The sequence below is a fragment of the Limosilactobacillus difficilis genome (assembly GCF_947387495.1).
GTDB lineage: Bacteria > Bacillota > Bacilli > Lactobacillales > Lactobacillaceae > Limosilactobacillus > Limosilactobacillus difficilis.
This window is the reverse complement of record NZ_CANDNU010000006.1, coordinates 41,499-67,872: the sequence shown is the minus strand read 5'-3', so window position 1 is coordinate 67,872 and position 26,374 is coordinate 41,499. Positions and strand designations below refer to the sequence as shown.

Here is a 26,374-nt window from a genome sequence, read left to right as displayed (position 1 = left end):
TAGAAAAATATTAAACTATCAAACACCGTTTGAGATATTTTTTGAAGAACCGTTGCACTTAGTTTGACAATTCGTCGCAAAAGTTGACAATAAATTTTAAAAAATGCTTGCAAAAAGCCTGATAAGTTGATATTATAATAACCGTTGTCAATATGACATGGGCAGTTAGCTCAGCTGGCAGAGCAACGGACTCTTAATCCGTGGGTCCAGGGTTCGATCCCCTGACTGCCCATTATATGCATCGCTTTGGCGGTGCTTTTTTTATACTCTCAGAGCCCCAAATTGGGTTCTTTCCAGGGCTTTCATTAAAATAAGCGCCCCAGGCGGCTTACGACGGGCAATGCTCGTCCTTGGTCATCCGGAGCGCTTATTACTTTTCTAGCTTGCTTTTTAATACTGATCGGCCCGTTTGCGATTGGTTTCACAGATCCAGACGACCACGGTCAGGACCAACAGAATGGCCAGCAAACAGCACAAAAACATTACTTTGTAAGAGCTAGCACTGATCAATAGGCCACCGACGACCGGGCTCAGGGCCTTTCCAACCGAGGACCAGCCGTTAAAGAGCCCTTGGTAGCGTCCCTTTTCCTCGTTAGGTGTCAATTCATTGATCACAGCCGGCATCGTCGGAAAAGCAGTTGCTTCACCGAGGGTCAAGACTGCCATCCCAATGACGAACCAGTGGTACTGCCGCGCGAAGAGCAAAATCGCAAACGATGCTGCCACCGTCAGCAGACCAAAGTAGATCATCCGGTAGGGATTGGTCAAGTAGCGATTTAGCCAGCTGAGGAGCAACTGGAAGACAACAATCAGAAAGCCGTTGACAGTCCACAGGAGACTGTAGAGAGTCAATGAGATCCCCATTCCTGTCATGTAGACCGACATGTTGCTCGACCACTGGCTGTAAGCAATCCAGACGATTGCAATACCAACAAAAAACGACCAGCAGATCAACTTATTAGGCCAGCTGATCTCCACCCGAGCCGTCTTGTTCGTCTTGTGGGTCTGTGTCAGCTGTGGCACCCGGTAGAAGAACCAGACCACGAAGAAATAAATGATATACATGACTCCAGTTACCGCAAAGAGCGGGCCCACATGGTTATGGCTGGCCGCATAAAGGGGCCCTACAGCAGCGGTTCCGATCATCATCCCGAAATTATTGGCGAAGTAGATGAGGTTGAAGACGGTTCGGCCATCGTGAGAGTGAATCCGCGTCCCGTATGAATTCAGCATGGTGATCAGCCAACCGTTGATAAAACCAACGATCGGCAAGAGGAGCGGGTAAGCGGGCCAACCATTTTGAAACATCAAAACGCCCATCATGATGATTTCGAAAATAACCATCCCCAGTGTCAAATGCTGAGGATTAAAGCGATCAAACAGCGTTCCTCCGATGTAGGAGCCAATCACGTTGGTCCCCGAGTAAAAAAGCAGAACGATCCCTGAAACCGTCAAGGATTGGTGCAATTGATTATGCACATACACTGTCGTCAACGGCCACACAAAACTATTGCCGATGCTCGCTAAAAAAGCCCCCAAGAGCAACCAATGCAGCTGCAGTTCATCCTTTTTGGTTCGCATAGCGTGAGCTCCCCCTTTCCCATAAAAGAACAGCCCGGAAGCTCTCACTCCTGCGCTGTCATTACTACTGTTGATTTTCCTCAATACTCCTGCCCAAGTCTTGCGGAACAAACTTATTGCAGGTCTTGTTAAACATCAAGTTGACCGTTCCCCGCGGACCGCTCCGGTTCTTTTCAATAATCAGTTCAACCTGGCTGACACTCGGTTGATCATCCTCGCTAACTGGCTGATCCTCATCGGGATCTTCCTCGTTATCATCCCGATCATAATAATCATCCCGGTAGAGGAAACTGACAATGTCGGCATCTTGCTCAATTGAACCAGATTCCCGAATATCGGACAACACCGGCCGCTTATCTTGTCGCTGCTCGACCCCCCGGGATAGCTGCGACAGGGCAATGACTGGCACACTGAGTTCCTTGGCCAGTTTCTTGAGCTGCCGAGAAATCATCGAGACTTCTTGCTGACGGTTTTCGGCGTTGCCACCTTCGATCAGCTGCAAATAATCGATAACGATCAAACTCAGTGCCCCTTGCTCTTTTTTCAGGCGGCGGCACTTCGCCCGGATCTCGCTGACTTTGATGCCGGGAGTGTCATCGATGAACATGCGAGTGTTAGCTAGGGTCCCCGAAACATTCCAGAGGTTGGTGACTTCCTCACTGGTCAAATTCCCGGTCCGAAGGTGCTGTGAATTGATCCGTCCTTCCGCACACAGCATCCGGTCAACCAATGACTCCGCCCCCATTTCCAGGCTAAAAATGGCCACAACGGTATCTTCGCCCCGGATTGCGACATTCTGGGCAAGGTTGAGGGCAAAAGCCGTCTTCCCCATCGCCGGCCGAGCCGCGATGACGATAAATTCATCCGGATGCAAACCGGTCGTGATCTCGTCCAATTGTTTATAGCCCGTCGAAATCCCGGTCACGTCACTGTGATCCTTAGTCAATTCTTCGATGTGGTTAAGGGAAGAATCAACCAGGTCGTTCATGTTCTGGAAGCCCCCCGTATTCTGGGCTTCGGCCACCTGCATGATTGATTGTTCGGCACTATCGGTCAAGTCTGCAACCGAATCTTTGCCTTCGTAAGACTGGTCGATGATCTTCTGGGCCGCTTCAATCAGGCGCCGGGACGTCGCCTTGTCCCGGACAATCTTAGCGTAGTATTCCACGTTGGCAGCCGTTGGAACCGCGGCGGCTAGTTCTGCCACGTATTTAATCCCACCGACGTTGGCCAACTGATTTTCGCTGCGCAATTCGTCGCGAATCGTGATCGGGTCGATTTTTTCATCCCGGTCATCCAGGTTGATCATCGCCTGATACATGATCTGGTGATTGCGCTGGTAGAAATCCTTGGCCGTCAAGAATTCCAACGACTGCTTAAAAGCATCATCCGATAAAAAAGCCGACCCGAGGACGGCTCGTTCAGCTTCTGGATCATTCGGCATCTGCGGTGCGCTACTGCCGACAGTACCCAGCTGTTCGTCTGCCATTATCGGTTCGACCTCCTTTCAATTAAAAGCAATTCCTGCTTATTTTTCGGCGATGTGAACCCGGATGTTGGCCGTCACGTCGTGGTGCAGCTTCACGGGAACACTGACGTAGCCTGTCGCCTTGATCGGGGCGGCAAGCTGGATCTTGTGCTTGTCCAGCTTTAGGTCAAACTGGCTGTTCAGTGCTTTCACAATTTGCTTGCTGGAGATGGAACCGAAGATCCGGCCGTCCGTTCCGGCCTTGGCGCTCAGCTCGATCACTGTCTTGTCATCTTCCAGCTTCTTTTTCATTTCCTTAGCGTTGGCCAATTCTTCGGCTTCGTGTTTTTCTGCGGCCCGTTGCTGACCGTGGAGTTCACTCATAGCCGACTTCGTAGCAGCCTTGGCCAGGCCACGTTTGATCAAGTAATTTTGGGCGTAACCGTCAGAAACTTTCTTTAATTCGCCACGCTTGCCGCGACCACGAACGTCTTTTACAAAAATAACCTTCATACTTCTCACTCCTCTGTTGTTTCTAGATCCGAATCAGAATCTTCCTTGTGGTTTAACAGGTCAACCAGCTCATCACGAACCTGGCTGACCGTCTTACCCTTAATTTGCGTTGCCGCATTAGAGAGGTGGCCGCCACCACCCATTTTTTCCATCACTAATTGCACATTAAAGTCGCCCATCGAGCGAGCTGACACACTGATCACATTGTCAGCACGCTTCGTGATGACAAATGAGGCGTCGATCCCGTCCATTTGCAGGAGCATATCGGCGGCCTGAGCTGCCGTTACTGGGTCATAGCTTTGGTTGTCCTCACCAACACACAATGCCATTCTATCATTAATGAACTTCACATTTGAAATGAGATGGTTCCGATTTAGGAAACTATCTGGATTTTCTTTCATAAAATGTTGAATCATGAGCCCATCCGCCCCGGCAGAACGCAAGTAGCTGGCGGCATCAAACGTCCGGGTGCCGGCACGCTGAGTGAAGGACTTCGTGTCCACTTGGATCCCCGTTAGCATCGTCGTCGCCTCTAGTTTGTTCAACGACTCGCTGTCGCGCGGCTGGTATTCAAACATTTCCGTAATCAACTCACAAGTCGAGCTGGCATAGGGTTCAATGTAAACCAGCAGAGGGTTTTCAGGAAACTCTTCGCCTCGCCGGTGGTGATCAATGATCATCACCCGGTTCTGCAGCTGCTGGAAGAGTTTCGGCGAAATCGAAATGCTCGGCTTTGAGTGGTCGACCATCACTAACAAGCTCTTGCTAGTGGCCTTGGCCATCGCTTCGTCTGGTGTAATGATATGGTCTTTGATATCCTTATACTTGTTGATCTCCAACATCAAACGAGCAATGTCGGAATGAACGTGCTCCGTATCGAGAACGATCCAGCAGTTATGGCTATTCATCGAAGCGATGCGCCGGATCCCCAGGCAAGCCCCCATCGAATCCATATCGGGCTTATTATGACCCATCACGAAGATCTGGTCGGCTTCGGCCATCAGTTCCTGCATGGCCTGGCTAATCATCCGGGCCCGGACCCGCGTCCGCTTCTCCATCGGGTTGGTCTTACCGCCATAGAAGCGGGCCTCTGAATCCTCCGCTCGCACGACGACCTGATCCCCGCCCCGCCCCAGAGCGAGGTCAAGGTTTTGCTGAGCAGTGTTGGCCATCTTCATCAAGTCATGTTCGCCGTATGCAATCCCGACGGAAAGTGTCACTGGCGAATTTTGTTTGGTCGTGTTGTTGCGGATGACATCCAGAATCTTAAACTTCTTTTTTTCCAAGCTGTCCAAAGAGCGCTGGTAACCCACAATCAGGTAATTATCGTCATCAATCACCTTCATCAACAGGTGATTGACCTTCGCCCACTTACTGATCTCAGACGTGACGTAGTTGTGGAGGTTGGAAACCTCGGAGTCGTTCATCCCCTGGGTTAATTCGATGTAGTTATCCAGGTAAATTTGCCCGACGAAGACGCGCTCGTTCTTGTAGCGCTCCTCGATCTGTTGGTACCTGGTGACATCCATCAAGTAGATGGTGTGAAAGCGTTCCTGCACCAAGAATTCAAAGCGGCGCCGCTTCCAGGAAACGATCAACGGCTGCTTTTCCTGCTGGTATTTTTTGACCAGCTTGGCAAGTTTAAAATCAACGTCGCTCAGCGGCTTGCCGACGACAGTCTCGAGCTTAAAGTATTTCGCCATGTAAGGATTGATCCATTTGACCATCTCGTGGTCGTCCATCGTGATCATCCCCAAGGGCATATCCAGGAGGGCTTCCTGCTGGCCCCGTTCTAACTGGTAAGTCAAATCACTGAGGTAGGTATTAGTGTCATCACGCAGCTTATAAAGCTGATTCAAACTAATGTAGAGCCCCACCGCTAAGAAAACTACCATGATGAGTCCGATCACCCAGTTGAGGTTAAAAGCGATCACCAGACTAATGATCGACAGGGACAGCAAAAAGATCGCGTTAGCCCGCACCGCACCATCGCGAACAAACAAGAGCCAGCGGTCACCATTGAAAAAGTCCTTCATCGTTTCACCTCCCCCGTGTCTATACCATCATATGATATCACATCAGCGACTTCATTCTGAGTCTGGCAAATGAATTTCAGCGTAAGTTTTCACTTGCACATCATCATCTGTCAAAATCAAGCGAGTAATCGCTCCATTAGCGCCCTTGACCAGGTCAAAGTGACCATCTCCGTAACGATCTGCAATCAGCCGAATTGCCAAGCCATGACTGACCACCAAAATTTTTTTGGCCGGAGATTTCCGCAATTTACTCCAGACGGGATCAAGACGCCGCCAAAAATCGTCGTAGTTCTCAGCGACGTGGTAAGGGTCGGCCTCCTTGGTAAATTTCAGGATATTTTTAAAGCCACTCTGGAAGAAGGGGGCTTCGGAGCCCGACATCGAGTCCATGTGACTGGCAAAAATCTGCCGCTCTACCCAATCGCCGTCCATCCCTTCAAAACTGCCAAAATAAACTTCACGAAATTCTGGCATTTCCTGAATCTGAAGCTGATCAGCGTTACGGTTCAGCTTGACGATCTCCCGGCAGGTGTGGACTGCTCGGCCAAGATCGGAAGCAATGGCAAGGTCAAAGGGAACCTGGGCGAGTTCGCGGCCAGCACGTTGGGCCTGGGCAACACCTTTTTTCGTTAGGGGCGTATCGCTCCAACCCTGCATTTTGTAAAAGTAATTAAAAAGCGTCTCCCCGTGACGCACCAAGTAAATTTCTTTTTCCATTTTCAAGCTCCCTTATACACATAAAAAGAGAGCCACGACTGGGTCGCAACTCTCTTTCCACTTTAAAATGACGATTAGTCTTCGGCAACGAATGGCAGCAAAGCCATAATCCGTGCCCGCTTGATAGCGATCGTCAGCTTGCGTTGGTTCTTGGCACTAGTACCAGTAATCCGACGTGGTAAAATCTTGCCACGTTCTGAAATGAACCGACGTAATAAGTCAGTGTCTTTGTAGTCAATGTAATCAATGTGGTTTGCGGCGATGAAGTCGATCTTACGACGACGACGGCCACCACGACGTTGTTGAGCCATGAAATTACCTCCTGTCCGCTTGTATTAATTTAAAACGGTAAATTATCCTCTGAATTAGTTAAATTATCATCGGAATCGGACTTATCCTGATCCTTCTTGGCAGAATTGTCATCTGCCGTGCCATTGCTGGCTTGGGGATCATTCTGAGCCGGTTGAGAGGGAGCGTTATTGGCAAACGGCAATGAATCGTCATTAATTTGGACTGGTTCATTGTTGTTGAGCTGATCGCCACCAAAACCGCCAGCAGCAAAGCCACCGTTGTTGCCGTAACTACTGCCACCCTGCTGGCCACCATTATAACGTTGTTGATTGTTACCACCGTTATAATTGTTGCGGTTGCTACCGCCGCTGTAAGCCTGGCCATTGCCAAAGCCACCAGCCTGGTTGCCATTATTTTGGGCCCGTGGTTCCAAAAGCGCGAAGTTGTCAACAACAATTTCGGTTACGTAAACGCGCTGACCCTGCTGGTTTTCGTAGTTACGCGTCTGGATCCGCCCGTCTAAGCCGACTAATGACCCCTTATGGGTGAAATTAGCGAAATTTTCAGCGGACTTACGCCAAATGACGCAGTTAATAAAGTCCGCGTCCCGGTCCCCTTGTTGGTTCCGGAACTGACGATCCACGGCGAGAGTGAAAGAAACCACTGGAGTTCCGTTGTTGGTGTACCGCACCTCAGGATCTCTGGTCAAACGCCCAGTAATAACTGCACGATTAAGCATCGGCATCCACTCCTCTCAAAAATGTGTTCCCGTAGCTGATCTTAAGCATCCAGCTTAACGATCATGTGACGCAGAATGTCGTCGCTGAACTTAGCCAAACGATCGAATTCGTTCAGCGGTTGGTCAGTGTCAGTCGTCAGCGTCATCACATGGTAAGTACCTTCCGTGTACTTAGCAATCGGGTAAGCAAAACGACGAGTTGACCAATCCTTTGATTCAACAAGCGTAGCACCATTGTCCGTAACAACCTTGTCAAAGCGGTCTACCAGGTCAGACTTAGCAGATTCTTCGATGTCCGGACGAATGATGTAAGTAATTTCGTATTTGCGTGTTTCCATTATTTACACCTCCTCATGGTCTCTGGCTCTCCCACAGGGAAGAGCAAGGAGAGTAGACGTTATTACGTATACTCACAGATAAAAATAATAACATAGCATCAACCAATTTACAATAAGCGTCACCAAAAAATCCCGGGATGCGGTACTAATAAATAGATACGCCGTTTCCCGGGAAAAAACACTAATTATTATTCTGGATTTGCCTTAGTGGCATCCGCCTGTTCAGTATCAGCGGATGGCTGAGACTGGTTATCATCATCGCTATCTTCCTTGGCAACCTTGGTCATCGTAGCAACCTGGGAATTGTCATCCAGCTTAATCAGACGAACCCCCATCGTTGAACGACCCGTCTGTGAAACGGTTTCGATACCGAAGCGGATAATAATCCCCTTATCAGTAACCAGCATGATGTCTTCATCGCCTTCGACCGTGGTTAAGCCAACCAGGGCACCATTCTTGGCAGTAACGTTGGCTGTCTTAATCCCTTTACCGCCACGACCCTTAATTGGGTATTCACTGGCCGGGGTCTGCTTACCATAGCCCTTTTCACTGATAGTAAAGACCTTGCTGTCCGCCTTCAACGGGGCCGCCCCGATGACATAATCAGAATCGCGTAAGCGAACTCCCCGCACCCCGGCGGCGGCCCGGCCCATCGACCGGACATCATCGGAGTTGAAGCTGACAGCATAGCCTTCGTGAGTTCCGATGATCATGTTCTGGCCAGCATCGATAATGCTGACGTTCATCAACTCATCCCCGTCGTGCAGGTTGACCGCCTTCAGGCCATTACTGCGGATGTTCTTAAACTCGCTGACGGGTGTCTTCTTGACAACCCCTTTGACGGTTGTGAAGAAGAGGTATTTGTCATCAACATCGTCGTCACTGCCGCCAGCAACGTTAATCACGTTGCTGATCTTTTCTTTGCTGTCAATGCCCAGCATGTTGATGATTGGAATCCCCTGGGCAGCTCGGCCGTATTCAGGAATCTCATAGCCCTTCATCGAGTAGACCTTGCCGGAAGTGGTGAAGAACAATAGCAGATCGTGGGTCGAACTGGAGATCAATTCTTCAATAAAGTCATCCTTATGAACACCCATTCCCTTGACACCATGGCCACCACGATTCTGGGACTTAAATTCATCTACCGGCAGACGCTTGATGTAGCCCTTGTGAGTCAGAGTGATGACAATGTCTTGTTCTTCGATCAGGTCTTCGTCTTCGATACTGGTGATGTCGCCGACCTGCAATTCTGTCCGTCGTTTGTCGCCAAACTTCTTCTGGATCTCCATCAGTTCGTCATAAATGATCTGGTTGATCCGTTCCTGGTGAGCCAAGATGTCCTTATAGTCAGCGATAGCCGCGGTCAATTTCTTGTATTCGTCCTCGATCTTTTCGCGTTCCAGACCGGTCAGACGAACCAGCCGCATATCCAGAATGGCCTGTGATTGTCGATCAGAGAGGCCAAACTTGGTCATCAATTGGTCCTTGGCCACTTCACTCGTCTGCGAATTACGGATGATACTGATGATTTCGTCGATGTGGTCGAGAGCAATCCGCAAGCCTTCGACGATATGGAGCCGCCGCTGGGCCTTCTTCAGGTCAAATGCGGTCCGGCGCCGCACCACGTCCTCTTGATGCTGGAGGTAGTAAGTGAGCATTTCTTTTAAGCTCAGGATCTTCGGTGCGCCATCCACGATAGCTAGCATATTGAAATTGAAAGTCGTCTGCATCAGGGTCATCTTGTAGAGATTGTTCAAGATGACCTCGGCACTGGCGTCCCGCCGCACATCGATGACGATCCGCATCCCTTCACGGTCAGTTTCGTCATTGACCCCGGTGATGCCCTCGATTTCCTTGTTGCGGGCCAGTTCCGCAATCCGTTCGATCAATTTAGCCTTGTTCACCATGTAAGGAATTTCGTGGACAATGATCTGCTGACGCCCGCTCTTCTTTTCGGCGATGTCGACCTTGGCTCGAACGACGATGGTCCCCCGGCCAGTTTCGTAAGCCTTGCGGATGCCCGACTTGCCCATGACTACCCCACCGGTTGGGAAGTCCGGTCCCGGCAAGACCTTCATCAGTTCTTCGGTTGTCGCGTCTGGATTCTTCATCAACATGTGAATGGCACTGATCACTTCGCCCAGGTTATGGGTCGGAATATTAGTCGCCATCCCCACGGCAATCCCAGAAGCCCCGTTTACCAACAGGTTAGGGAAGCGAGACGGCAGCACTGTCGGTTCCCGCTCGGTCCCGTCGTAGTTGTCCTGGAAGTCAACCGTATCCTTGTTAATGTCCCGCAGCATTTCTACGGACATCCGGCTCATCTTAGCTTCGGTATAACGCATTGCTGCCGGGCTGTCGCCATCGACCGACCCGAAGTTCCCGTGTCCATCGACCAGCATATAACGATAGGAGAAGTCCTGGGCCATCCGCACTAAGGCTTCGTAAATGGCCGAATCACCGTGGGGGTGGAATTTACCCATAACATCCCCGACGATCCGGGCGGACTTCTTGTAAGGCTTGTCCGGAGTAACGCCTAATTCATTCATCCCGTAAAGAATCCGCCGTTGCACCGGCTTCAAGCCGTCACGAACATCCGGCAGTGCCCGGGCAGCGATGACACTCATTGCATAGTCCAGGAACGAATTCTTCATTTGACTCGTCAGATTAGTATCGGTAATCCGGCTTGTGTCTTCATCAGCCACTTTCGTGTTCCTCCTTTAGCTCTTACAGATCCAGATTTTCAACGAACTTCGCATTATCCTCGATAAACTTCCGCCGCGGAGCGACTTTGGTTCCCATCAACATCGGGAAGATCTTGTCGGCTGCCGCCGCATCATCCAATTTAACCCGCAATAAGCGCCGATTTTCCGGATTCATCGTTGTCTCCCAGAGTTGGTCCGAATCCATTTCACCAAGCCCCTTGTAACGTTGGATTACGGGTTTAGGCGTTGGCTGCAGCGCATTAACCGTTTTTTCCAATTCTTCGTCGGATTGAACGTACTTGACGAACTTACCCTGGCGAACCTGGTACAGCGGCGGCTGAGCGATGTAGACGTAGCCGTGTTCGATCATCGGCCGCATAAAGCGGTAGAACAGCGTCAAAAGGAGAATTCGAATGTGGGCCCCGTCAACATCGGCATCAGTCATAATAATCAGCTTGTGGTAATTAGCCTTGCTGATATCAAAATCTTCCCCAAAGCCGGTGCCGAGGGCCGTAAATAGCGACCGGATTTCATCATTAGCTAAAACCCGGTTAAGGCTGGCCTTTTCCACGTTCAAAATCTTGCCCCGAATCGGCAAAATCGCCTGAGTCAGCCGGGAACGGCCTTGTTTTGCAGAACCGCCGGCGGAATCCCCTTCGACGATAAACAATTCAGAGATATTCGGGTCGTTGCTGGTATTGTCCGCCAACTTACCCGGCAGACTGCTAATTTCCAGGCCGCTCTTCTTCCGCGTTACTTCCCGTGCCCGCTTAGCGGCGTCACGGGCCTTAGAAGCTAGCAAACCCTTGTCAACGATCTTATGGGCGGTGTCCGGATTTTCCATCAGGAAACGGTTAAAGGTTTCGGCAAAGATGTGGTCCGTCGCCGTCCGAGCATCAGAGTTACTGAGTTTGGTCTTCGTTTGCCCTTCAAATTGGGGATCGGGGTGCTTAATCGAGACGACAGCCGTCATCCCTTCCCGGACGTCCTCCCCAGACAGCGACTCATTATCGTGAAGGATCTTAGCCTGGTGGCCATAGTCGTTGATCACCCGGGTCAGAGCCGTCTTAAAGCCAGTTTCGTGGGTCCCGCCTTCGTAGGTGTTGATGTTATTAGTAAAGGTCAGCAGCTCACTGTGGTAGTCATTGGTGTATTGCAGTGACACTTCAACCGTAATGCCCTTGTACTTGCCTTCAACGTAGATCGGTGGGTTAAAGAGCACCTCATGGTTCTTGTTCAGAAATTCAACATAGTGGCGAATTCCGCCTTCGAAGTGGAATTCTTGTTTCGTAGCCTTTTCAGGGCGCTTGTCCTCGATCGTAATCTTGAGCCCCTTATTCAGGAAAGCCAGTTCACGAATTCGGTCGGTCAAAGTCTTGATGTTATAAGTCGTTGTTTCCCGGAATAATTCCGGATCCGGCTTGAAGTGAACCCGCGTCCCGTGTTGGATCTCGGGGATTCCTGTCTTGACGACTTTCATCGGAGTCTTAACGTGGCCCCGTTCAAAATCCATATAGTATTCTTTGCCTTGCCGGGTCACGTAAACGTCCAGTTCTTCTGAAAGAGCGTTAACAACCGACGCCCCCACACCGTGCAGACCACCAGATACTTTATAACTGCCACCACCGAACTTTCCGCCGGCGTGCAACACTGTGAAGACCGTTTCCAGCGCAGGCTTACCGGTTTCCTTCTGGGTATCGACCGGGATCCCCCGGCCATTGTCAACAACGGTGATGCTGTTGTCGGGTTCGACTACCACGTTGATTTCATCACAAAAACCAGCAAGTGCTTCATCAATCCCGTTATCGACGATTTCCCAAACTAGGTGATGAAGACCCTGCGACGTCGTACTGCCGATATACATCCCCGGGCGCTTCCGAACAGCCTCCAAACCCTTCAGAACTTGGATTTGACTCGCATCGTACTCACTACCCAGCTCTGCCTTTTTTTCCTGTTCCTTTTCACTTTCGCTCACTGTGTTTCCTCCTTCTTCACGTGTCCGTCCGCAATATTAAAAATCGTCGGTTGCTTGATCAATTGCCTGGCAACCCCACTCAAACTGGTGGTGGTTAAAAAGGTCTGGACTTTATCCTGGATTGCCGTCAATAAATGTGTTTGCCGCTCATCGTCTAATTCTGACAGCACATCGTCTAACAGCAACAGGGGATATTCTCCCGTTTGCGACTTCATAAGGTCAATTTCGGCCAATTTGACGGAGAGTGCCGTCGTCCGCTGCTGGCCCTGAGAACCAAAACTCTGCACATTGGCCCCATTAACGAAAAAATGAACGTCATCACGATGGGGCCCGCTCAAAGTCGTCCCTAGTTCAATCTCGTGGTCCTTGCTTTTCGCGTAGCGTTCCCGTAACTGACGTTCATAGTCCGCGGCTGTTTGATCTTCCCCCACATCGACCTGACTGACGTACTTAAAAGTCAGGTCTTCCTTCGCCGTTGAAATATGGTGGTGAAGATCAGCCGCCCAGTGCTCTAGTTGCTGAAGCAGCGTCGCACGCAAGGCAATCAATTGCCCTCCCGCGGCAGCTAACTCGTCAGATAAAACCCCCAGCAAGACCTGGTCACTTTGCTGGTGGTACTTGAGCTGCTTTAGATACTGGTTCCGCTGTTTCAAATATTGATTGTAACGACTCAATTGGTAAAGATACTGGCTGCTCATTTGGCTAAACTCGGTATCCATAAATTGGCGCCGGACAACTGGCGCTCCTTTAACAATCGCCAAGTCCTCTGGCGCAAATAAAACGACATTTAACGATCCTACATAGGTCGAAAGTCGGGATTGAAAAAGGTGATTGAGTTGTACCCGTTTACCGCGACCACTAAATTGCACTTCGAGAGGAAGACTCCCGAGACGCTTCTTAACCCGACCGGTGATCGTCGCTTTTTTTTGGTGCCAGCGAATCAATTCACGATCGTTGGCCGTCCGATGACTCTTCGTCAGCGCTAACACATAGATGGCTTCCATCAAATTGGTCTTGCCCTGGGCATTGGCGCCGATAAAGATATTAATGCCAGGATGAAAATGGACCTTTAAATCGGCATAGTTTCGAAAATTATGCAGCTGCAATTCTTCAAGAAACAAGCCACCACCCCGTTTATTGAACCGTCCATTGTCCCTGCTCGGGGATGGTCACTGTGTCGCCCGACCGCAATTTTTTACCACGTCGATCCTCTGGTTGTTCATTCACTAAGACCTGATGTTCCTTTAAAAACCACTTGGCTGCCCCGCCAGTCGGGATCACGCCAGCTTCTTTGAGGAGTTGGCCAAGGGTAATAAAGTCACCATTGATTGTCACCGTTTTTGTATCTGCCATTTAATCACCTACTTCTCCGTTTAACATTTCAATTATACCGTTTTTCAGAGGCAAAAACAAATCTAATGCCCCTTGCGTGGCCCTCAGGAAGCAATAGGCCATTTAAGGCAAATATCACCTTCGACCAGCAAAAAAGATATAATGCGCTCTCATGTCGTTTTAGCAGTTTTGAGAAAATAAAAAAAGCAAGGCACCAGGCCTTGCCATAATCAATTGAAATTTCAATCCTTTTAGCGTGTCCGCACCGGGGTGATCAGCTGGACAAAGTTGTTGTCCTCATCGCCGCTTGGGACCAAGGTGAACGGCCGCAACGGGGATGTGAATGACATCGTAATCGTTGCCTTACCAAAGGAACGCAGCGCATCCTTCATGTAATCCGGGTTAAAGGAAATTTCCAGTTCTTTTCCGCTCAGTTGACTGTTAGCCACGGCTTCTTCCACAAAACCAACGTCAGGTGAATCACCGCTGATCTGTGCCTTGTTTTCGGCCGGGTTTAAGGAAAGTTCGACTACATTATTGCGGCTTTCGTGTGACAGCAAAGAAGCCCGCTCGATTGCAGCCAGGAATTGGTCAGCTTGCAATTCGATCTGAGTGTCTGAAGTCGTTGGAATCAAGCGACTGGTTTCTGGATAGTTACCATCCAGCAATCGGGAATAGAAGTGAGTATTGCCAAAACTAAACAGCGCCAGGTTATCGGCAATCTGCAGTTTGACGTTATCCTTTTCATCGCTGATCATCCGGGATAATTCCGTCAATGATTTTCCCGGTAACACCACATCGTAGGCCTGGCTGTTATCGTCAGCCAATTCCACTTGCCGTTGTGCCAAACGGTGACTGTCAGTTGCCACCAGAGTCAAAAGCTTATTTGACAGGGTAATATGAATTCCCGTTAAAATTGGGCGATTTTCTTGGTTAGAAACGGCAAAAACTGTCTGACTAATAACTTCCCGCAGCATATCCGGTGCTAACTCAATCGTTTGCTCAGCCTCCACCTCTGGCAATGGCGGGTAATTGTTGGCATCCTGACCATTGATCTTAAATTCGGCCGGACCGGAGGTAATCTGGGCCTCAAAATTGTTTGTAACTGTAATGGTTACAGTATCATCAGGAAGTTTTTTGATGATTTCATTAAAGAACCGTGCTGGCAAAACAATTGCACCAGGTTTGTCAATCTTTAATGCATATTTATCATCAAGAATGGATATTTTACTTTCAAGAGTAATGTCAGCATTACTGCCAGTTAACGTAATGTCGTCTTTGCTTACGACCATCTTTAACCCAGTTAAGATGGGAATGGTTGTTTTTGAAGAGATCGCCCTTAAAACATTATTGAGTTGTTCAATGAATGCTGAACGGTTAATTGTAAATTTCATTTAGGACACTCCTTGTTTCCCTGTTAGTAAATACATTAATAATTAATATAAAAAGTAGGTGTAGTAGGCCTTGTAAATCTTGTGGATAAGTTTGGCCAGGCCACAGCTGAGTAAGCATTTAGCTTGTTGATAACCTGTGGATAAGTGGTGGAAAAATAGTTAGTTGTCAACAATCAGCGTTGTAGATCCATTTTAAGATCTTGGATATCGTCTTGCAATGTTTGGTTGTCCTTGAGCTGCTTCTCGATTTTATCGATTGCGTGCAGGACGGTAGTGTGGTCTTTGCCCCCGAAGGCTTTTCCGATTTGTGGCAGAGAGTCGTTGGTCAGTTCGCGTGATAGGTACATAGCGATTTGGCGCGGGACGACGATCTGTTTAGTGCGCTTTCGACCGGTTATGTCAGATTGGTTGATTTTGTAATAAGCCGCGACCCGCTTTTGGATGGTATCGATGTCGACTCCTTCGTCTTCACTTTCCGTGGCCATGCCCTGCAGGGCTTCACGGGTGAGGGCGAGGGTGATCGGTTCGTGTTTCATCTGGGCGAGGATTTTCACTTTCATCAAGGCACCTTCAAGCTCCCGAACGTTAGTGTTAATGCGACTGGCAATGGCATTTAGGACTTCGTTAGGTGCCTGGATGTTCTCTTCTTCGGCCTTGCTGCGTAGGATGGCGATTCGTGTTTCGAGGTTCGGCGAAGCAATTTCTACTGATAGTCCCCAGACAAAGCGGGAGACTAACCGGTCTGTCATGTCAGGAATTTCTTTTGGATACCGATCAGCTGTCAGGACAATCTGCTTGCTATTATCGTGCAATGAATTAAAGGTATTGAAAAACTCGAGCTGCGTCCCTTCTTTTTTTGAAAAGAATTGAATGTCGTCGACCAGGAGGGCGTCGAGGTTACGGTATTCTTGACGGAATTGTTCCTGGCTATTGTTTTTAATGGAGTTGACGTAGTCGTTAATGAAGTTTTCGCTTGTTACGTATTTGATGCGTGCTGCTGGATTATGTTCGAGCATGTTGTTGGCGATTGCTTGCATCAGGTGGGTTTTTCCGAGACCGACACCACCGTAAATTAGAAGGGGATTGTAGACCTTGCCGGGATTATCGGAAATAGCGTAAGCGGCGGCGTAGGCCATTTCATTGCTGCGGCCTTGAATGAAGTTTTTAAAAGTGTACTCAGGATTTAAAGGAGTTTCTTCCTTATATGTCGGCAGATTATTGACCGGAGTACTTGGCCTTGCTTCTTCATTTGCTAATTCGTTGGTAACAATGTATTCCGGGGTAATATTGGTTGTCGTTTGTTGGTAGAGAACGTTCTTTACTTTAGGATCGACTTCTTCTCGCCAAAATTTTTGGATGTATTTGTTAGGCAGTTCGATGGTCAAAAAATTGTTGTGGAGGGAAACGACTTTTGCCGGGGTGATAAGGTTTTTGTAAGTCGGTTTTCCGTAAATATCACGTAGGTGATTCTGAATTGCTTGCCATAGGGCATTAAGCTCAGTCACGAGAGTACCCCCTTCAGAGAATAAAATAATAAAACCAAAGGGTATTCTAGCATTCCTTTATAGAGTTTTCCACAGGCCTAAAAAATTTTGCCCACAATGTACACAACGGTGCGTGTAAATAGCCCACAATGGTGTCGAAATGTGGAAAATCCAGTAATTAATAGCACTTTTACACAGGCAAAAGTTGACAACTATTATTGGCCTGACGCCATTCTTGACTTATCCACCGGGTTATCCACAAGCATGTGGATAATGCAAATCACAGGGGTGTGGATCATCCACAAGCCCGTTAAAAACGTGTGGAAAACTTTGCAAAAGTAGGGTAAAAAAAACAACGCTGTGGATTATTTTGTGGAAACTGTGGATAAGTAAAAAAAAGCAATTATTTTTAGTGGTTTAAAGTGCTTAGGAACTGTGATACAATACAAAAGTATGTTTATGAGTGCGCCCGTTTTTTGGGGCGTCACAGAGCAAACACCGATATAAGGAGGTGCCACAAAAAATGGCAATGAAGCGCACATTTCAGCCAAAGAAGCGTCACCGTGCTCGTGTACACGGTTTTCGCGCACGTATGAGTACCAGCAACGGTCGTAAGGTGCTGGCACGTCGCCGTCAAAAAGGCCGCAAGGTATTAACGGTTAAGGCCTAAGGACTTAACGATTTAACCAAAAGGGCACGGCAAGCAATTGTGCTGCAATGAACCATAGTTGTAGCCGTTGACTTGCCATGCTCTTTTTTATTTTGTTGCAGTGGTTTAACGGGTGGAACGAAAATGCGAAAATCGTACCGTGTAAAAAAAGAACAAGAATTTCAACGAGTGTTTGAGACTCATAATTCGGTGGCTAACCATAAATTCATCATTTACCAAATGCAAAAACCGGGTCAAAAGCATTTCCGGGTCGGCATTTCAGTTGGTAAAAAAATTGGTAACGCGGTGCACCGGAACTGGGTCAAACGACGCATTCGGCAGACTTTATTAGAAGTCAAGCCACAGCTGAAAACTGATGTGGATTTTCTAGTGATTGCGCGGCCCTCTGCTGACGGTTTATCGATGGCAGAAACCAAGCGCAACTTAGTTCACGCTCTTAAACTGGCTAAACTGATTGATTAGGAGAAACACGTTTTGAAATCACGCATGAAACGCCTTAAACGGGCCCTCAGTTTAGTAGGGATCATGGGGATGACTTTGCTGTTGACAGCCTGCTCGAACGGCCCGATCACAAGTCACAGCAAGGGGCTCTGGGATCACTTTATTCTATATAACTGTTCTCGCTTTATTATTTGGCTGTCTCACAACTTCGGCGGTTACGGGATGGGGATCATTATTTTCACGATCATCATCCGAATCATTTTGTTGCCGCTGATGTATTACCAGACGAAGCAAACCGTTAAGATGCAAGAGATGGCCCCACAGTTAAAAGCCCTGCAAAAGAAGTACTCGTCCCGGGATCGTGAGACGATGATGAAGATGCAGGAAGAACAGCGAGATCTCTACCGCAAAGCGGGAATTAATCCTTATGCTTCCATGCTGCCATTACTGATCCAACTTCCCGTGATGTGGGCATTGTATCAGGCAATTTGGCGGACCTCAGAGTTGCGGTCCGGAAGCTTCCTGTGGCTGCAACTGGGGCACACCGATCCTTATTATGTTATGCCAATTCTGGCGGCGGTCTTTACCTTAATTAGTTCGTGGCTCAGTACGGCATCGATGCCAGAAAAGAACTCGATGACGACTGTGATGACCTGGGGGATGCCGATTATGGTCTTCTTTATGGCCCTTGGTTTCTCGTCAGCTATCACTCTCTACTGGGTTGTGACCAACGCCTTCCAAGTGGTCCAAACCCTGTTAATTCAAAACCCGTTCAAAATTAATCGGGAACGTGAAGAAAGACAGAAGGCGCAACAAGCACAGAAACGGCAGATTGCTCGCGCTAAGCGCAAAGCCTTGCGGAGTCATCGCCGTCATTAATGAGATCAGAGGCTGGGAAAAGGTTGGATTTTCCAGCCTCTCTTTAGTTTAGTGGACGGAAAGGGAGAATAAGATGGAGTCATTTAGTGCGCACACGCTAGAAGAAGCGAAACAATTAGCAGCCCAACATTTTAATATTTCCCAGGAAATGTTGACGATTCGGGTGAAACAAAAAGCGCGACGTGGCTTCCTGGGGATTGGTCGCCGCCCCGCAATTATCGAAGCGGAACCGATAACCAAGCCGGTGCCAAAAGTTGCTAAACACCAAGCCGGGCATGACTCCCAGCGTTCAGCAGTAAAACCCAAAAGTGTGACGCATCCGCGAGCTGTAAAGCAGACAACTTCTCCCCATAAGTCGGCGCGGCCGGCTGAAAAGGATCCCCAAGAACTGGAACGGGAACGCGCGGAAGCAAACCACCGCCGCAATCTCCAGAAGATGCGGAAGGCGGCTCAGGGCTGCTGTCAGTATCTCGAAAGTATTTTGCGCGAGTTGGGGATCCCCGCAACGGCGCAAGTCAACCAGCTGCGGGCCCACAATTTAACGATCGAAATTAAAACTAAACGGTCGTCGGCGGTGATCGGCTACCATGGTCGCCAAATCAACGCTTTAGAAGAATTGGGAACTGCCTATCTTAACTATCAGGGAGTTCACGACCCGGGATTGGTTTTGGATACGGCCCATTACCGTGAGCGGCGCAAGAAGGCGATTAAACGGCTTGCTGACCGCTGTGTGATGGAAGTAATTTCTACTGGCCAGGCGGTCTTCCTCGACCCGATGCCGGCACGGGAGCGTAAAGAAATGCACCGCCTCCTGGAAGATAACCCAAAGGTAAAGACTTATTCCCACGGCCGTGAACCATTTCGTAGCGTTGTGGTGGCGCCAAGCAATTAATGTTGACATTGGCGAAACTGCTTCGTACAATGAACTTGGAAAATTTAAGATAACGTTAGAGTAGTGAAAGTGCTTTGACCATCTTACTGGATTACCAGTGGCTGGGATTGGCACTTTTTTCTTTGGATTCTTGAGAGGAGGAACCGGTGTTGAATGCTACAGCTGGGGAAGAGACTATCGCTGCGATTGCTACCCCGATGGGGGAAGGCGGAATTTCGATCATTCGGGTCAGTGGCGATCAGGCCATCCCGGTCGTCAACCGTTTGTTTAAAGGCCGCGATTTAAGCAAGGTCGCAAGTCACACAATTAACTATGGTCACATCGTGGATCCAGAAACAGGTGAAGAGTTGGACGAAGTGATGGCCTCGGTGATGAAGGCCCCTAAGACTTACACTAAGGAAGACGTTGTCGAAGTGAATTGCCATGGGGGTTTGCTAGTGACTAACCAGATCCTGGAACTGCTCCTCGCTAACGGGGCCCGGATGGCAGAGCCGGGTGAGTTTACCAAGCGTGCCTTTCTAAATGGACGCCTGGACCTCTCCCAGGCCGAAGCGGTGATGGACATCATCCGGGCTAAGACAGATAAGTCTAAGCAGGTGGCAGTCAATCAACTGGATGGGAGCCTATCTCGGTTGATCCGGCAGTTCCGACAAGAGATCCTCAATGTCCTGGCAAAGGTCGAGGTCAACATCGACTATCCCGAGTATGATGACGCCGAAGTCATGACGACAAAGCTGATGAAAGACCACGCTACCAGTCTCCGTCAAAAATTGATCAAGCTTCTCGACACCGCCAAGCAGGGGAAGGTCCTGCGGGATGGCCTGGCGACCGCCATTATCGGGCGGCCGAACGTCGGCAAGTCGAGTTTGCTCAATGCCCTCTTGCATGAGGACAAGGCAATCGTCACTAACGTGGCCGGGACAACCCGGGACGTCATTGAGGAATACGTCAACGTCAAGGGAGTACCGCTCAAACTGATCGATACGGCCGGCATTCGCAAGACGGATGATCAAGTTGAAAAAATCGGCGTGGAGCGGAGTGAAAAGGCGATCAACACGGCGGATCTGGTTCTCCTCTTGATCGATGGATCGGCTCCGTTGACGGCTGAGGATCATGAATTGATCACGGCCACCCAGGGCAAGCAACGGATTGTCTTGGTGAATAAGACTGACTTGCCACAGAAGATAGATATGGACCTTTTAAAGTCCTACCTGGATGGGGATGAGTTGATCACAACTTCAATTATTACCAACCAGGGGATGGACCAACTGGCGACCACGATCAGCCACCTCTTCTTTAATGAAGGGATTGAATCTAGCCAAAATCAAGTTATGGTTACCAATGCCCGACAGATTGCTCTGTTGAAGAAAGCAAAGGCGGCTCTCGATGACGTCTTGACTGGTATCGATGACGGGATGCCGGTCGACCTGGTTCAGATTGATTTACGGCGCAGCTGGGATTTGCTCGGTGAAATTACCGGTAACAGTTACCAGGACGAGTTGATTGATCAGCTTTTCAGTCAATTCTGTTTGGGAAAGTAATGGAGGCATTAGAGAAATGGAACAGAAAAAAACTGGGACGGTGGTCCAATACGACGCCGGCAGTTATGATGTGATTGTGGTTGGTGCCGGTCATGCGGGCTGTGAGGCGGCGCTGGCGGCGGCCCGGATGGGAAACAAGACCCTGCTGGTGACGATTAGTCTGGAGATGGTTGCCTTTATGCCATGCAACCCGTCTGTCGGTGGCCCCGCCAAGGGGATCGTTGTGCGGGAAATCGACGCTCTCGGCGGTCAAATGGGCAAGAATATCGATGCCACCTACGTTCAGATGCGGATGCTTAATACCGGGAAGGGCCCGGCGGTTCGTGCTCTGCGGGCACAAGCCGATAAGCACGCTTACCACATGCAGATGAAAAAGACGATTGAGGAGACGCCTAACCTGACCCTACGCCAGGCAACGGTTGATGAATTGATTGTCAAAGATGGCGTTTGCCAGGGAGTGATCACTAATACCGGGGCCCGTTATCAAGCCAAAGCCGTTGTTTTGACCGTGGGGACGGCAGCCCGTGGGAAGATCATCATCGGTGAATTGCAATACGAATCGGGTCCGAACAACTCGAAGGCGGCCGTTAAATTGTCCCAGTGTTTGGAACGGTTGGGCTTTGAGCTGAAGCGCTTCAAGACGGGAACGCCGCCGCGAATTAACGGGAACACGATTCATTACGATGAAACGGAAGAACAGCCCGGGGATACAACGCCACACCACTTCAGTTTCGACACGCCAGACAGCGCCTACCTGTCCATTTCTGACCAAATCTCTTGTTGGTTGACTTACACCAACCCCACGACTCATCAGATCATTCGCGACAATCTCGGCCGGGCACCAATGTTCTCCGGCGTCATTAAGGGCGTAGGACCGCGTTACTGCCCGTCGATCGAAGATAAGATCGTCCGCTTTGCGGATAAGGATCACCACCAAATCTTCCTTGAACCGGAAGGCCGGACGACGGACGAATGGTATGTCGATGGTCTGTCAACGTCGATGCCAGAGGAAATCCAACAGCGGATGCTGCACTCCGTCAAAGGACTGGAAGATGTCCAGCTGATGCGGCCTGGTTACGCCATCGAATACGACGTGGTTTCACCATACCAGTTGCGGTCGACTCTGGAAACCAAGCTGGTGAAGAATCTCTACACGGCCGGCCAGACCAACGGGACATCCGGGTACGAAGAGGCTGCAGGACAAGGCCTGGTTGCCGGGATTAATGCCGGACGCCGGGCGCTGGGCAAGGGGCCCTTCGTACTGAAACGTTCTGATGCCTATATCGGGGTGATGATTGACGATCTGGTCACGAAGGGGACTAACGAGCCGTACCGTTTACTGACCAGCCGGGCAGAGTATCGGTTGATTTTGCGGCACGATAACGCTGATTTCCGGTTGATGGAAAAGGGCCATCAGATTGGCCTGGTCAGCGACGAGCGCTTCCAGAAGATGGAAGAAAAGAAGCAGCAAGTGGCTGCTGAAATTAAGCGCCTCGAAAACGTCCGGATTAAGCCGGGCCAAGCAGTAGATGAATTTATCGAACGGCATGGCGACCACGCGCTGAAGGATGCGGTGACGGCGGCCGACTTCTTAAAGCGGCCTTATGTTGACTACCAGACCCTGCTGCAATTTATCGATCAACCAGCGGAAAAGTTAAGCCGGCAGGTGATTGAACAGGTTGAAATTCAGTTGAAGTACGCGGGCTACATTAAGAAGGAAATGGTCAGTGTCAAGCGCCTGAAGCGGATGGAAGCCAAGCGGATTCCAGATGATCTGGATTATGAGGCAATCGAAGGCCTTGCCACGGAAGGCCGGCAGAAGCTGGAAAAGATTCGGCCGGAGACGATGGCCCAGGCGTCACGGATCAGCGGGGTCAACCCGGCTGACCTGGCGATTTTGAGTGTTTACTTGCAGCAGGGATATGTGGCGCGGATTCAGAAAGATGAAAAATAAGTTCTGGTAAGCCAAAAATAACTTGAATTGATGAATTGGCATATGATACGATTTTTTTAGCTATGGCAACACGGAGGTTATGCAATGGAGTGGCAGATTGGCAATGTCAAAATTCCCAACCGGGTAGTGGTCGCCCCGATGGCCGGGGTTACCAATTCGGCTTTTCGGGTGATCTGTAAGAAGTTCGGGGCTGGTTACGTGGTCTGTGAAATGATTTCGGACCGTGGCATCATGTACCGCAATAAGAAGACTTTGTCGATGATGAATGTCGACCCGGTCGAACACCCGATGGGCATTCAGATTTTTGGCGGCAGTAAGGAAACCCTGGTGCAGGCAGCTCAGTTTGTTGATACGAAGACTGATGCGGACGTCATCGACATCAACATGGGCTGCCCCGTCAACAAAGTGGTTAACACCGATGCTGGCGCCCGGTGGCTGCTTGATCCAGACAAGGTTTACGAGATGGTTTCCTATGTCGTTGACGCTGTTTCCAAGCCGGTTACCGTTAAGATGCGGATTGGCTGGGACTCTGATCATGTCTACGCCGTCAAAAATGCGCTGGCAGCAGAACGGGCAGGTGCTTCGGCCATTGCGATGCACGGGCGGACACGTAAGCAGTTCTACTCAGGGTACGCCGACTGGAATGTTTTAAAAGAAGTGGCGGACGCCTTGACCATCCCATTCATGGGGAATGGGGATGTCAAATCTCCTGAAGATGCCAAGCGGATGCTCGATGAAGTTGGCTGTAACGCCGTCATGATTGGTCGTGCGGTTTTAGGCAACCCATGGATGCTAAAGCGGACGGTCCACTACCTCGAAACCGGCGAGTTGCTGCCAGAAGCCACGCCTGAACAAAAGATCAGCATCGCTAAGGAACACCTGCACGATCTGATCGAACTGAAGGGTGATTACGTCGGAGTTCGTGAATTCCGGGGCCAAGCGGCATATTATGTCAAAGGGATCCCGCATTCTGCCCGGACCAAGGCCGCATTGATGGAAGCGACCGAGGAAGCGGAGATGGACCGCCTATTTGACGAATTGCTCGTGAAGGTTCAGGATTATCAACGTGAGCGACAAGCAAAAAATTAGTTTATTGGAGGCTGAGCTGTAATGGCAAAGGAAGAACATTTAAACGACCAAATGCAAGTGCGGCGCGACAAGATGAAGAAGTTGCGCGACGAGGGGATTGACCCGTTTGGCCAAAAATTTAAGCGTGACCACCTGTCTAGTGAAATTCGCGAGGAATTTGGTGATTTGAGCGAAGATGAACTGGCTAAACAGGAAAATATGGTGACGATTGCCGGCCGGATGATTGCTAAGCGGGGTAGTGGGAAGGCTAGTTTTGCCGACCTCTTTGACCGCGGTGGCAAGATTCAGATCTATGTTCGGCAAGACATTATCGGCGAAGATGCTTACCAAGTCTTTAAGGACTCCGATATCGGTGACTTCTGGGGCTTGACAGGGGATGTTATCAAGACCCGGGTGGGTGAACTGACCATTCGGGCGCGCAAGATGACCTTCCTGACAAAGGCACTGCGGCCGCTGCCGGATAAGTATCACGGTCTTCAAGATCCAGAATTGGTTTACCGCAAGCGTTACTTGGATCTGATTACCAATCCGGAAAGCTTCAAGCGTTTCCATGACCGGACGAAGATTATCAAGGCGATTCGTAATTACATGGATGGTCAACACTTCACAGAAGTCGAAACCCCGGCCTTGGAAACCGTTGCTTCAGGTGCTGACGCTCGGCCATTTATCACCCATCACAATGCTTTAAACATCGACATGTACTTGCGGATTGCTACGGAACTGCGGCTAAAGCGGCTGATCGTCGGTGGCTTTGAACGGGTTTACGAACTCGGTAAGGTTTTCCGGAACGAGGGGATGGACAAGCGTCACAACCCAGAATTCGATACGATGGAAACTTACGCGGCCTACTTCGACTACGAAGACGTCATGCGTGAAACTGAGGGGATTTTCAAGGCAGCTGCGAAGGTTATGAACCCTGACATGAAGATCACTTATCAGGGGACTGATCTTGACTTCAGCAAGCCGTTTGCCCGGATGACGATGGCCGAATCAATCAAGAAGTACACGGGAATCGACTTCGAGAAAGACATGACGATCGATGAAGCTCGTCAGCTGGCCGACGAAAACAATGTCCAGTACGAGAAGTGGTGGAAGGTTGGCCACATCATGAACGCCTTCTTTGAAGACAAGGTTCAACCAAATCTGGAACAACCAATCTTCATCTACAAGTACCCGATTGAAGTTTCTCCACTGGCGCACAAGAACCGTGAAGACCCACGCTTCGTTGACCGTTTTGAACTCTACATCGTGGGCAGCGAATTCGCGAACGCCTTTACCGAACTGAACGACCCGATTGACCAACGGGAACGTTTCGAAGCTGAAGCACGCGAACACGCTGAAGGTAACGATGAGTACCAGCCGATTGACGAGGACTTCGTTGAAGCCCTGGAATACGGAATGCCGCCGACAGGTGGTCTGGGTGTTGGGATTGACCGTCTGGTAATGCTGATGACCAATGCGAAGTCCATTCGCGACGTTTTGCTTTTCCCAACGATGCGGCCACTTGATAAGGGTGACAACTAGGCACCTGTTCAGTTAAATTATTGACTCCGGTATAGGCCGGGGTCTTTTTTAGTATTGTTGTTTTGCCATTGTCCTTACGGTATGATTTGGTTAATTATCACTGGTGAAAAGGGGAAACTTATCTTGGCAAAAGTTTTTATCGTTGAAGATAACCAGGAAATTATTGAGATGGTTAAGCCCGCCCTGGCAAAGTGGAAGTATAAGACAGAAACAGTCCGGGACTGGGACCAGGTTGCTAGTGAGGTAACGGGGGCTGCTCCTGACTTAATACTCGTCGACATTACCCTCCCCACTTTTGACGGCTTTTATTAGATTCACGAAATTAGGCGGAATTGTCAGGCCCCAATCATCGTCATTTCGGCGGCAAACATCGATGTCAATATTACCCGGGCTATTGCGCTTGGTGCCGATGACTACTTGATGAAGCCTTTCTCAACAACGGTTCTCTTGGCTAAAATCCAGGCACTACTCCGCCGGCAGCAGAATAATGATCCGGATAAGTTAAGCTGGGATGATAATCAACTGAATGGGTTAACCAACGAGTTAACAAATTCAGTCGGGAGCGTCACTCTTTCGCCGACCGAAGGAGCCCTCCTCGCGGTTTTGATTAGCCACCTCAATCACACGGTTAGGAAAGAACAGCTTCTTGAATGGCTCTGGCAAGGTGGCAAGTACCTGAATGAGAATACCCTCAACGTCAACATCAGTCGGCTCCGGGTCAAATTATCAACCGTCAAGTTGGCGCAGGATCTAAGGACGGAACGCGGAATCGGTTACCGCTTGGTGGCTAATAATGAAGATTAAAACTTTT

At 49.6% G+C, this 26,374-nt stretch carries 22 protein-coding genes, 1 tRNA gene and 1 pseudogene; 10 read left to right on the top strand and 14 right to left on the bottom strand.

Annotated features, from left to right (window positions below):
- Nucleotides 1-159 precede the first annotated feature (159 nt).
- Nucleotides 160-232, top strand: a tRNA-Lys gene (locus QOR82_RS02275).
- A gap of 158 nt (nucleotides 233-390) precedes the next feature.
- Here the strand turns inward: QOR82_RS02275 and QOR82_RS02270 are convergent.
- The 14 genes from QOR82_RS02270 to dnaA form a co-directional block, all read right to left on the bottom strand.
- The gene (locus tag QOR82_RS02270) at nucleotides 391-1,581 is read right to left on the bottom strand and encodes an MDR family MFS transporter (RefSeq protein ID WP_283583151.1); all 1,191 of its coding nucleotides are present in this window, start codon (nucleotides 1,579-1,581) and stop codon (nucleotides 391-393) included.
- A 64-nt stretch (nucleotides 1,582-1,645) separates the two neighbouring features.
- Entirely contained in the window at nucleotides 1,646-3,070 is a 1,425-nt protein-coding gene (gene dnaB, locus QOR82_RS02265) for a replicative DNA helicase (protein WP_283583150.1), read from the bottom strand.
- 39 nt (nucleotides 3,071-3,109) lie between these two features.
- Nucleotides 3,110-3,562 (bottom strand): 50S ribosomal protein L9, encoded by a 453-nt coding sequence (gene rplI, locus QOR82_RS02260; RefSeq protein WP_283583149.1) that lies wholly within the window; start codon nucleotides 3,560-3,562, stop codon nucleotides 3,110-3,112.
- A gap of 5 nt (nucleotides 3,563-3,567) precedes the next feature.
- Complete coding sequence (locus QOR82_RS02255; RefSeq protein ID WP_283583148.1) at nucleotides 3,568-5,598, bottom strand: DHH family phosphoesterase; 2,031 nt, start codon at nucleotides 5,596-5,598, stop codon at nucleotides 3,568-3,570.
- A 51-nt stretch (nucleotides 5,599-5,649) separates the two neighbouring features.
- Entirely contained in the window at nucleotides 5,650-6,315 is a 666-nt protein-coding gene (locus tag QOR82_RS02250) for a histidine phosphatase family protein (RefSeq protein WP_283583147.1), read from the bottom strand.
- Nucleotides 6,316-6,389: 74 nt separating this feature from the next.
- Nucleotides 6,390-6,626, bottom strand: coding sequence for a 30S ribosomal protein S18 (gene rpsR / locus QOR82_RS02245; protein WP_283583146.1), 237 nt, complete (start codon nucleotides 6,624-6,626; stop codon nucleotides 6,390-6,392).
- A gap of 29 nt (nucleotides 6,627-6,655) precedes the next feature.
- Complete coding sequence (gene ssb / locus QOR82_RS02240) at nucleotides 6,656-7,345, bottom strand: single-stranded DNA-binding protein (protein WP_283583145.1); 690 nt, start codon at nucleotides 7,343-7,345, stop codon at nucleotides 6,656-6,658.
- Between the two features lie 41 nt (nucleotides 7,346-7,386).
- Complete coding sequence (rpsF, locus tag QOR82_RS02235; protein ID WP_283583144.1) at nucleotides 7,387-7,683, bottom strand: 30S ribosomal protein S6; 297 nt, start codon at nucleotides 7,681-7,683, stop codon at nucleotides 7,387-7,389.
- 188 nt (nucleotides 7,684-7,871) lie between these two features.
- On the bottom strand, nucleotides 7,872-10,337 hold the full coding sequence (gene gyrA, locus QOR82_RS02230; RefSeq protein WP_408612904.1) for a DNA gyrase subunit A: 2,466 nt from the start codon (nucleotides 10,335-10,337) through the stop codon (nucleotides 7,872-7,874).
- Nucleotides 10,338-10,410: 73 nt separating this feature from the next.
- A complete protein-coding gene (gyrB, locus tag QOR82_RS02225; protein ID WP_283583142.1) occupies nucleotides 10,411-12,363 on the bottom strand; it encodes a DNA topoisomerase (ATP-hydrolyzing) subunit B in 1,953 nt (650 codons plus the stop codon).
- Complete coding sequence (gene recF / locus QOR82_RS02220) at nucleotides 12,360-13,484, bottom strand: DNA replication/repair protein RecF (protein WP_283583141.1); 1,125 nt, start codon at nucleotides 13,482-13,484, stop codon at nucleotides 12,360-12,362. Before recF ends, gyrB begins: the two co-directional genes overlap by 4 nt.
- A 13-nt stretch (nucleotides 13,485-13,497) precedes the next feature.
- A complete protein-coding gene (gene yaaA / locus QOR82_RS02215) occupies nucleotides 13,498-13,716 on the bottom strand; it encodes a S4 domain-containing protein YaaA (RefSeq protein WP_283583140.1) in 219 nt (72 codons plus the stop codon).
- Between the two features lie 230 nt (nucleotides 13,717-13,946).
- Nucleotides 13,947-15,089, bottom strand: coding sequence for a DNA polymerase III subunit beta (gene dnaN, locus QOR82_RS02210; protein WP_283583139.1), 1,143 nt, complete (start codon nucleotides 15,087-15,089; stop codon nucleotides 13,947-13,949).
- Between the two features lie 173 nt (nucleotides 15,090-15,262).
- Nucleotides 15,263-16,594, bottom strand: a complete 1,332-nt coding sequence (gene dnaA, locus QOR82_RS02205; RefSeq protein WP_283583138.1) for a chromosomal replication initiator protein DnaA — start codon at nucleotides 16,592-16,594, stop codon at nucleotides 15,263-15,265.
- 502 nt (nucleotides 16,595-17,096) lie between these two features.
- Here dnaA and rpmH point away from each other — a divergent pair.
- From rpmH to QOR82_RS02160, 9 genes and pseudogenes are all read left to right on the top strand, one after another.
- A complete protein-coding gene (gene rpmH / locus QOR82_RS02200; RefSeq protein WP_283583137.1) occupies nucleotides 17,097-17,243 on the top strand; it encodes a 50S ribosomal protein L34 in 147 nt (48 codons plus the stop codon).
- Nucleotides 17,244-17,366: 123 nt separating this feature from the next.
- Complete coding sequence (rnpA, locus tag QOR82_RS02195; RefSeq protein WP_283583136.1) at nucleotides 17,367-17,705, top strand: ribonuclease P protein component; 339 nt, start codon at nucleotides 17,367-17,369, stop codon at nucleotides 17,703-17,705.
- A 24-nt stretch (nucleotides 17,706-17,729) separates the two neighbouring features.
- Nucleotides 17,730-18,563 (top strand): membrane protein insertase YidC, encoded by an 834-nt coding sequence (gene yidC / locus QOR82_RS02190; RefSeq protein WP_283583153.1) that lies wholly within the window; start codon nucleotides 17,730-17,732, stop codon nucleotides 18,561-18,563.
- Nucleotides 18,564-18,636: 73 nt separating this feature from the next.
- Nucleotides 18,637-19,455 carry an RNA-binding cell elongation regulator Jag/EloR gene (gene jag / locus QOR82_RS02185; RefSeq protein WP_283583135.1) on the top strand — a complete coding sequence of 273 codons (819 nt, stop codon included), beginning with the start codon at nucleotides 18,637-18,639 and terminating at the stop codon, nucleotides 19,453-19,455.
- A gap of 197 nt (nucleotides 19,456-19,652) precedes the next feature.
- Nucleotides 19,653-20,996, top strand: coding sequence for a tRNA uridine-5-carboxymethylaminomethyl(34) synthesis GTPase MnmE (gene mnmE, locus QOR82_RS02180; protein WP_408612903.1), 1,344 nt, complete (start codon nucleotides 19,653-19,655; stop codon nucleotides 20,994-20,996).
- Between the two features lie 16 nt (nucleotides 20,997-21,012).
- Nucleotides 21,013-22,950: a tRNA uridine-5-carboxymethylaminomethyl(34) synthesis enzyme MnmG gene (gene mnmG / locus QOR82_RS02175; protein ID WP_283583133.1), complete on the top strand. Its 1,938-nt coding sequence runs from the start codon at nucleotides 21,013-21,015 to the stop codon at nucleotides 22,948-22,950.
- Between the two features lie 84 nt (nucleotides 22,951-23,034).
- Nucleotides 23,035-24,039, top strand: a complete 1,005-nt coding sequence (gene dusB / locus QOR82_RS02170) for a tRNA dihydrouridine synthase DusB (RefSeq protein ID WP_283583132.1) — start codon at nucleotides 23,035-23,037, stop codon at nucleotides 24,037-24,039.
- 21 nt (nucleotides 24,040-24,060) lie between these two features.
- Nucleotides 24,061-25,563 (top strand): lysine--tRNA ligase, encoded by a 1,503-nt coding sequence (gene lysS, locus QOR82_RS02165; protein WP_283583131.1) that lies wholly within the window; start codon nucleotides 24,061-24,063, stop codon nucleotides 25,561-25,563.
- A gap of 123 nt (nucleotides 25,564-25,686) precedes the next feature.
- Nucleotides 25,687-26,367, top strand: a pseudogene (locus QOR82_RS02160) (response regulator transcription factor).
- The last annotated feature ends 7 nt before the right edge of the window (nucleotides 26,368-26,374 follow it).

What these genes read in the sequence shown, in the direction of transcription:
- QOR82_RS02270 (WP_283583151.1), bottom strand. Translation starts at nt 1,581, where the DNA reads ATGCGAACCAAAAAGGATGAACTGCAGCTGCATTGGTTGCTCTTGGGG.
- dnaB (WP_283583150.1), bottom strand. Translation starts at nt 3,070, where the DNA reads ATGGCAGACGAACAGCTGGGTACTGTCGGCAGTAGCGCACCGCAGATG.
- rplI (WP_283583149.1), bottom strand. Translation starts at nt 3,562, where the DNA reads ATGAAGGTTATTTTTGTAAAAGACGTTCGTGGTCGCGGCAAGCGTGGC.
- QOR82_RS02255 (WP_283583148.1), bottom strand. Translation starts at nt 5,598, where the DNA reads ATGAAGGACTTTTTCAATGGTGACCGCTGGCTCTTGTTTGTTCGCGAT.
- QOR82_RS02250 (WP_283583147.1), bottom strand. Translation starts at nt 6,315, where the DNA reads ATGGAAAAAGAAATTTACTTGGTGCGTCACGGGGAGACGCTTTTTAAT.
- rpsR (WP_283583146.1), bottom strand. Translation starts at nt 6,626, where the DNA reads ATGGCTCAACAACGTCGTGGTGGCCGTCGTCGTCGTAAGATCGACTTC.
- ssb (WP_283583145.1), bottom strand. Translation starts at nt 7,345, where the DNA reads ATGCTTAATCGTGCAGTTATTACTGGGCGTTTGACCAGAGATCCTGAG.
- rpsF (WP_283583144.1), bottom strand. Translation starts at nt 7,683, where the DNA reads ATGGAAACACGCAAATACGAAATTACTTACATCATTCGTCCGGACATC.
- gyrA (WP_408612904.1), bottom strand. Translation starts at nt 10,337, where the DNA reads ATGAAGAATTCGTTCCTGGACTATGCAATGAGTGTCATCGCTGCCCGG.
- yaaA (WP_283583140.1), bottom strand. Translation starts at nt 13,716, where the DNA reads ATGGCAGATACAAAAACGGTGACAATCAATGGTGACTTTATTACCCTT.
- dnaN (WP_283583139.1), bottom strand. Translation starts at nt 15,089, where the DNA reads ATGAAATTTACAATTAACCGTTCAGCATTCATTGAACAACTCAATAAT.
- rpmH (WP_283583137.1), top strand. Translation starts at nt 17,097, where the DNA reads ATGGCAATGAAGCGCACATTTCAGCCAAAGAAGCGTCACCGTGCTCGT.
- rnpA (WP_283583136.1), top strand. Translation starts at nt 17,367, where the DNA reads ATGCGAAAATCGTACCGTGTAAAAAAAGAACAAGAATTTCAACGAGTG.
- yidC (WP_283583153.1), top strand. Translation starts at nt 17,730, where the DNA reads ATGAAACGCCTTAAACGGGCCCTCAGTTTAGTAGGGATCATGGGGATG.
- jag (WP_283583135.1), top strand. Translation starts at nt 18,637, where the DNA reads ATGGAGTCATTTAGTGCGCACACGCTAGAAGAAGCGAAACAATTAGCA.
- mnmE (WP_408612903.1), top strand. Translation starts at nt 19,653, where the DNA reads ATGGGGGAAGGCGGAATTTCGATCATTCGGGTCAGTGGCGATCAGGCC.
- mnmG (WP_283583133.1), top strand. Translation starts at nt 21,013, where the DNA reads ATGGAACAGAAAAAAACTGGGACGGTGGTCCAATACGACGCCGGCAGT.
- dusB (WP_283583132.1), top strand. Translation starts at nt 23,035, where the DNA reads ATGGAGTGGCAGATTGGCAATGTCAAAATTCCCAACCGGGTAGTGGTC.
- lysS (WP_283583131.1), top strand. Translation starts at nt 24,061, where the DNA reads ATGGCAAAGGAAGAACATTTAAACGACCAAATGCAAGTGCGGCGCGAC.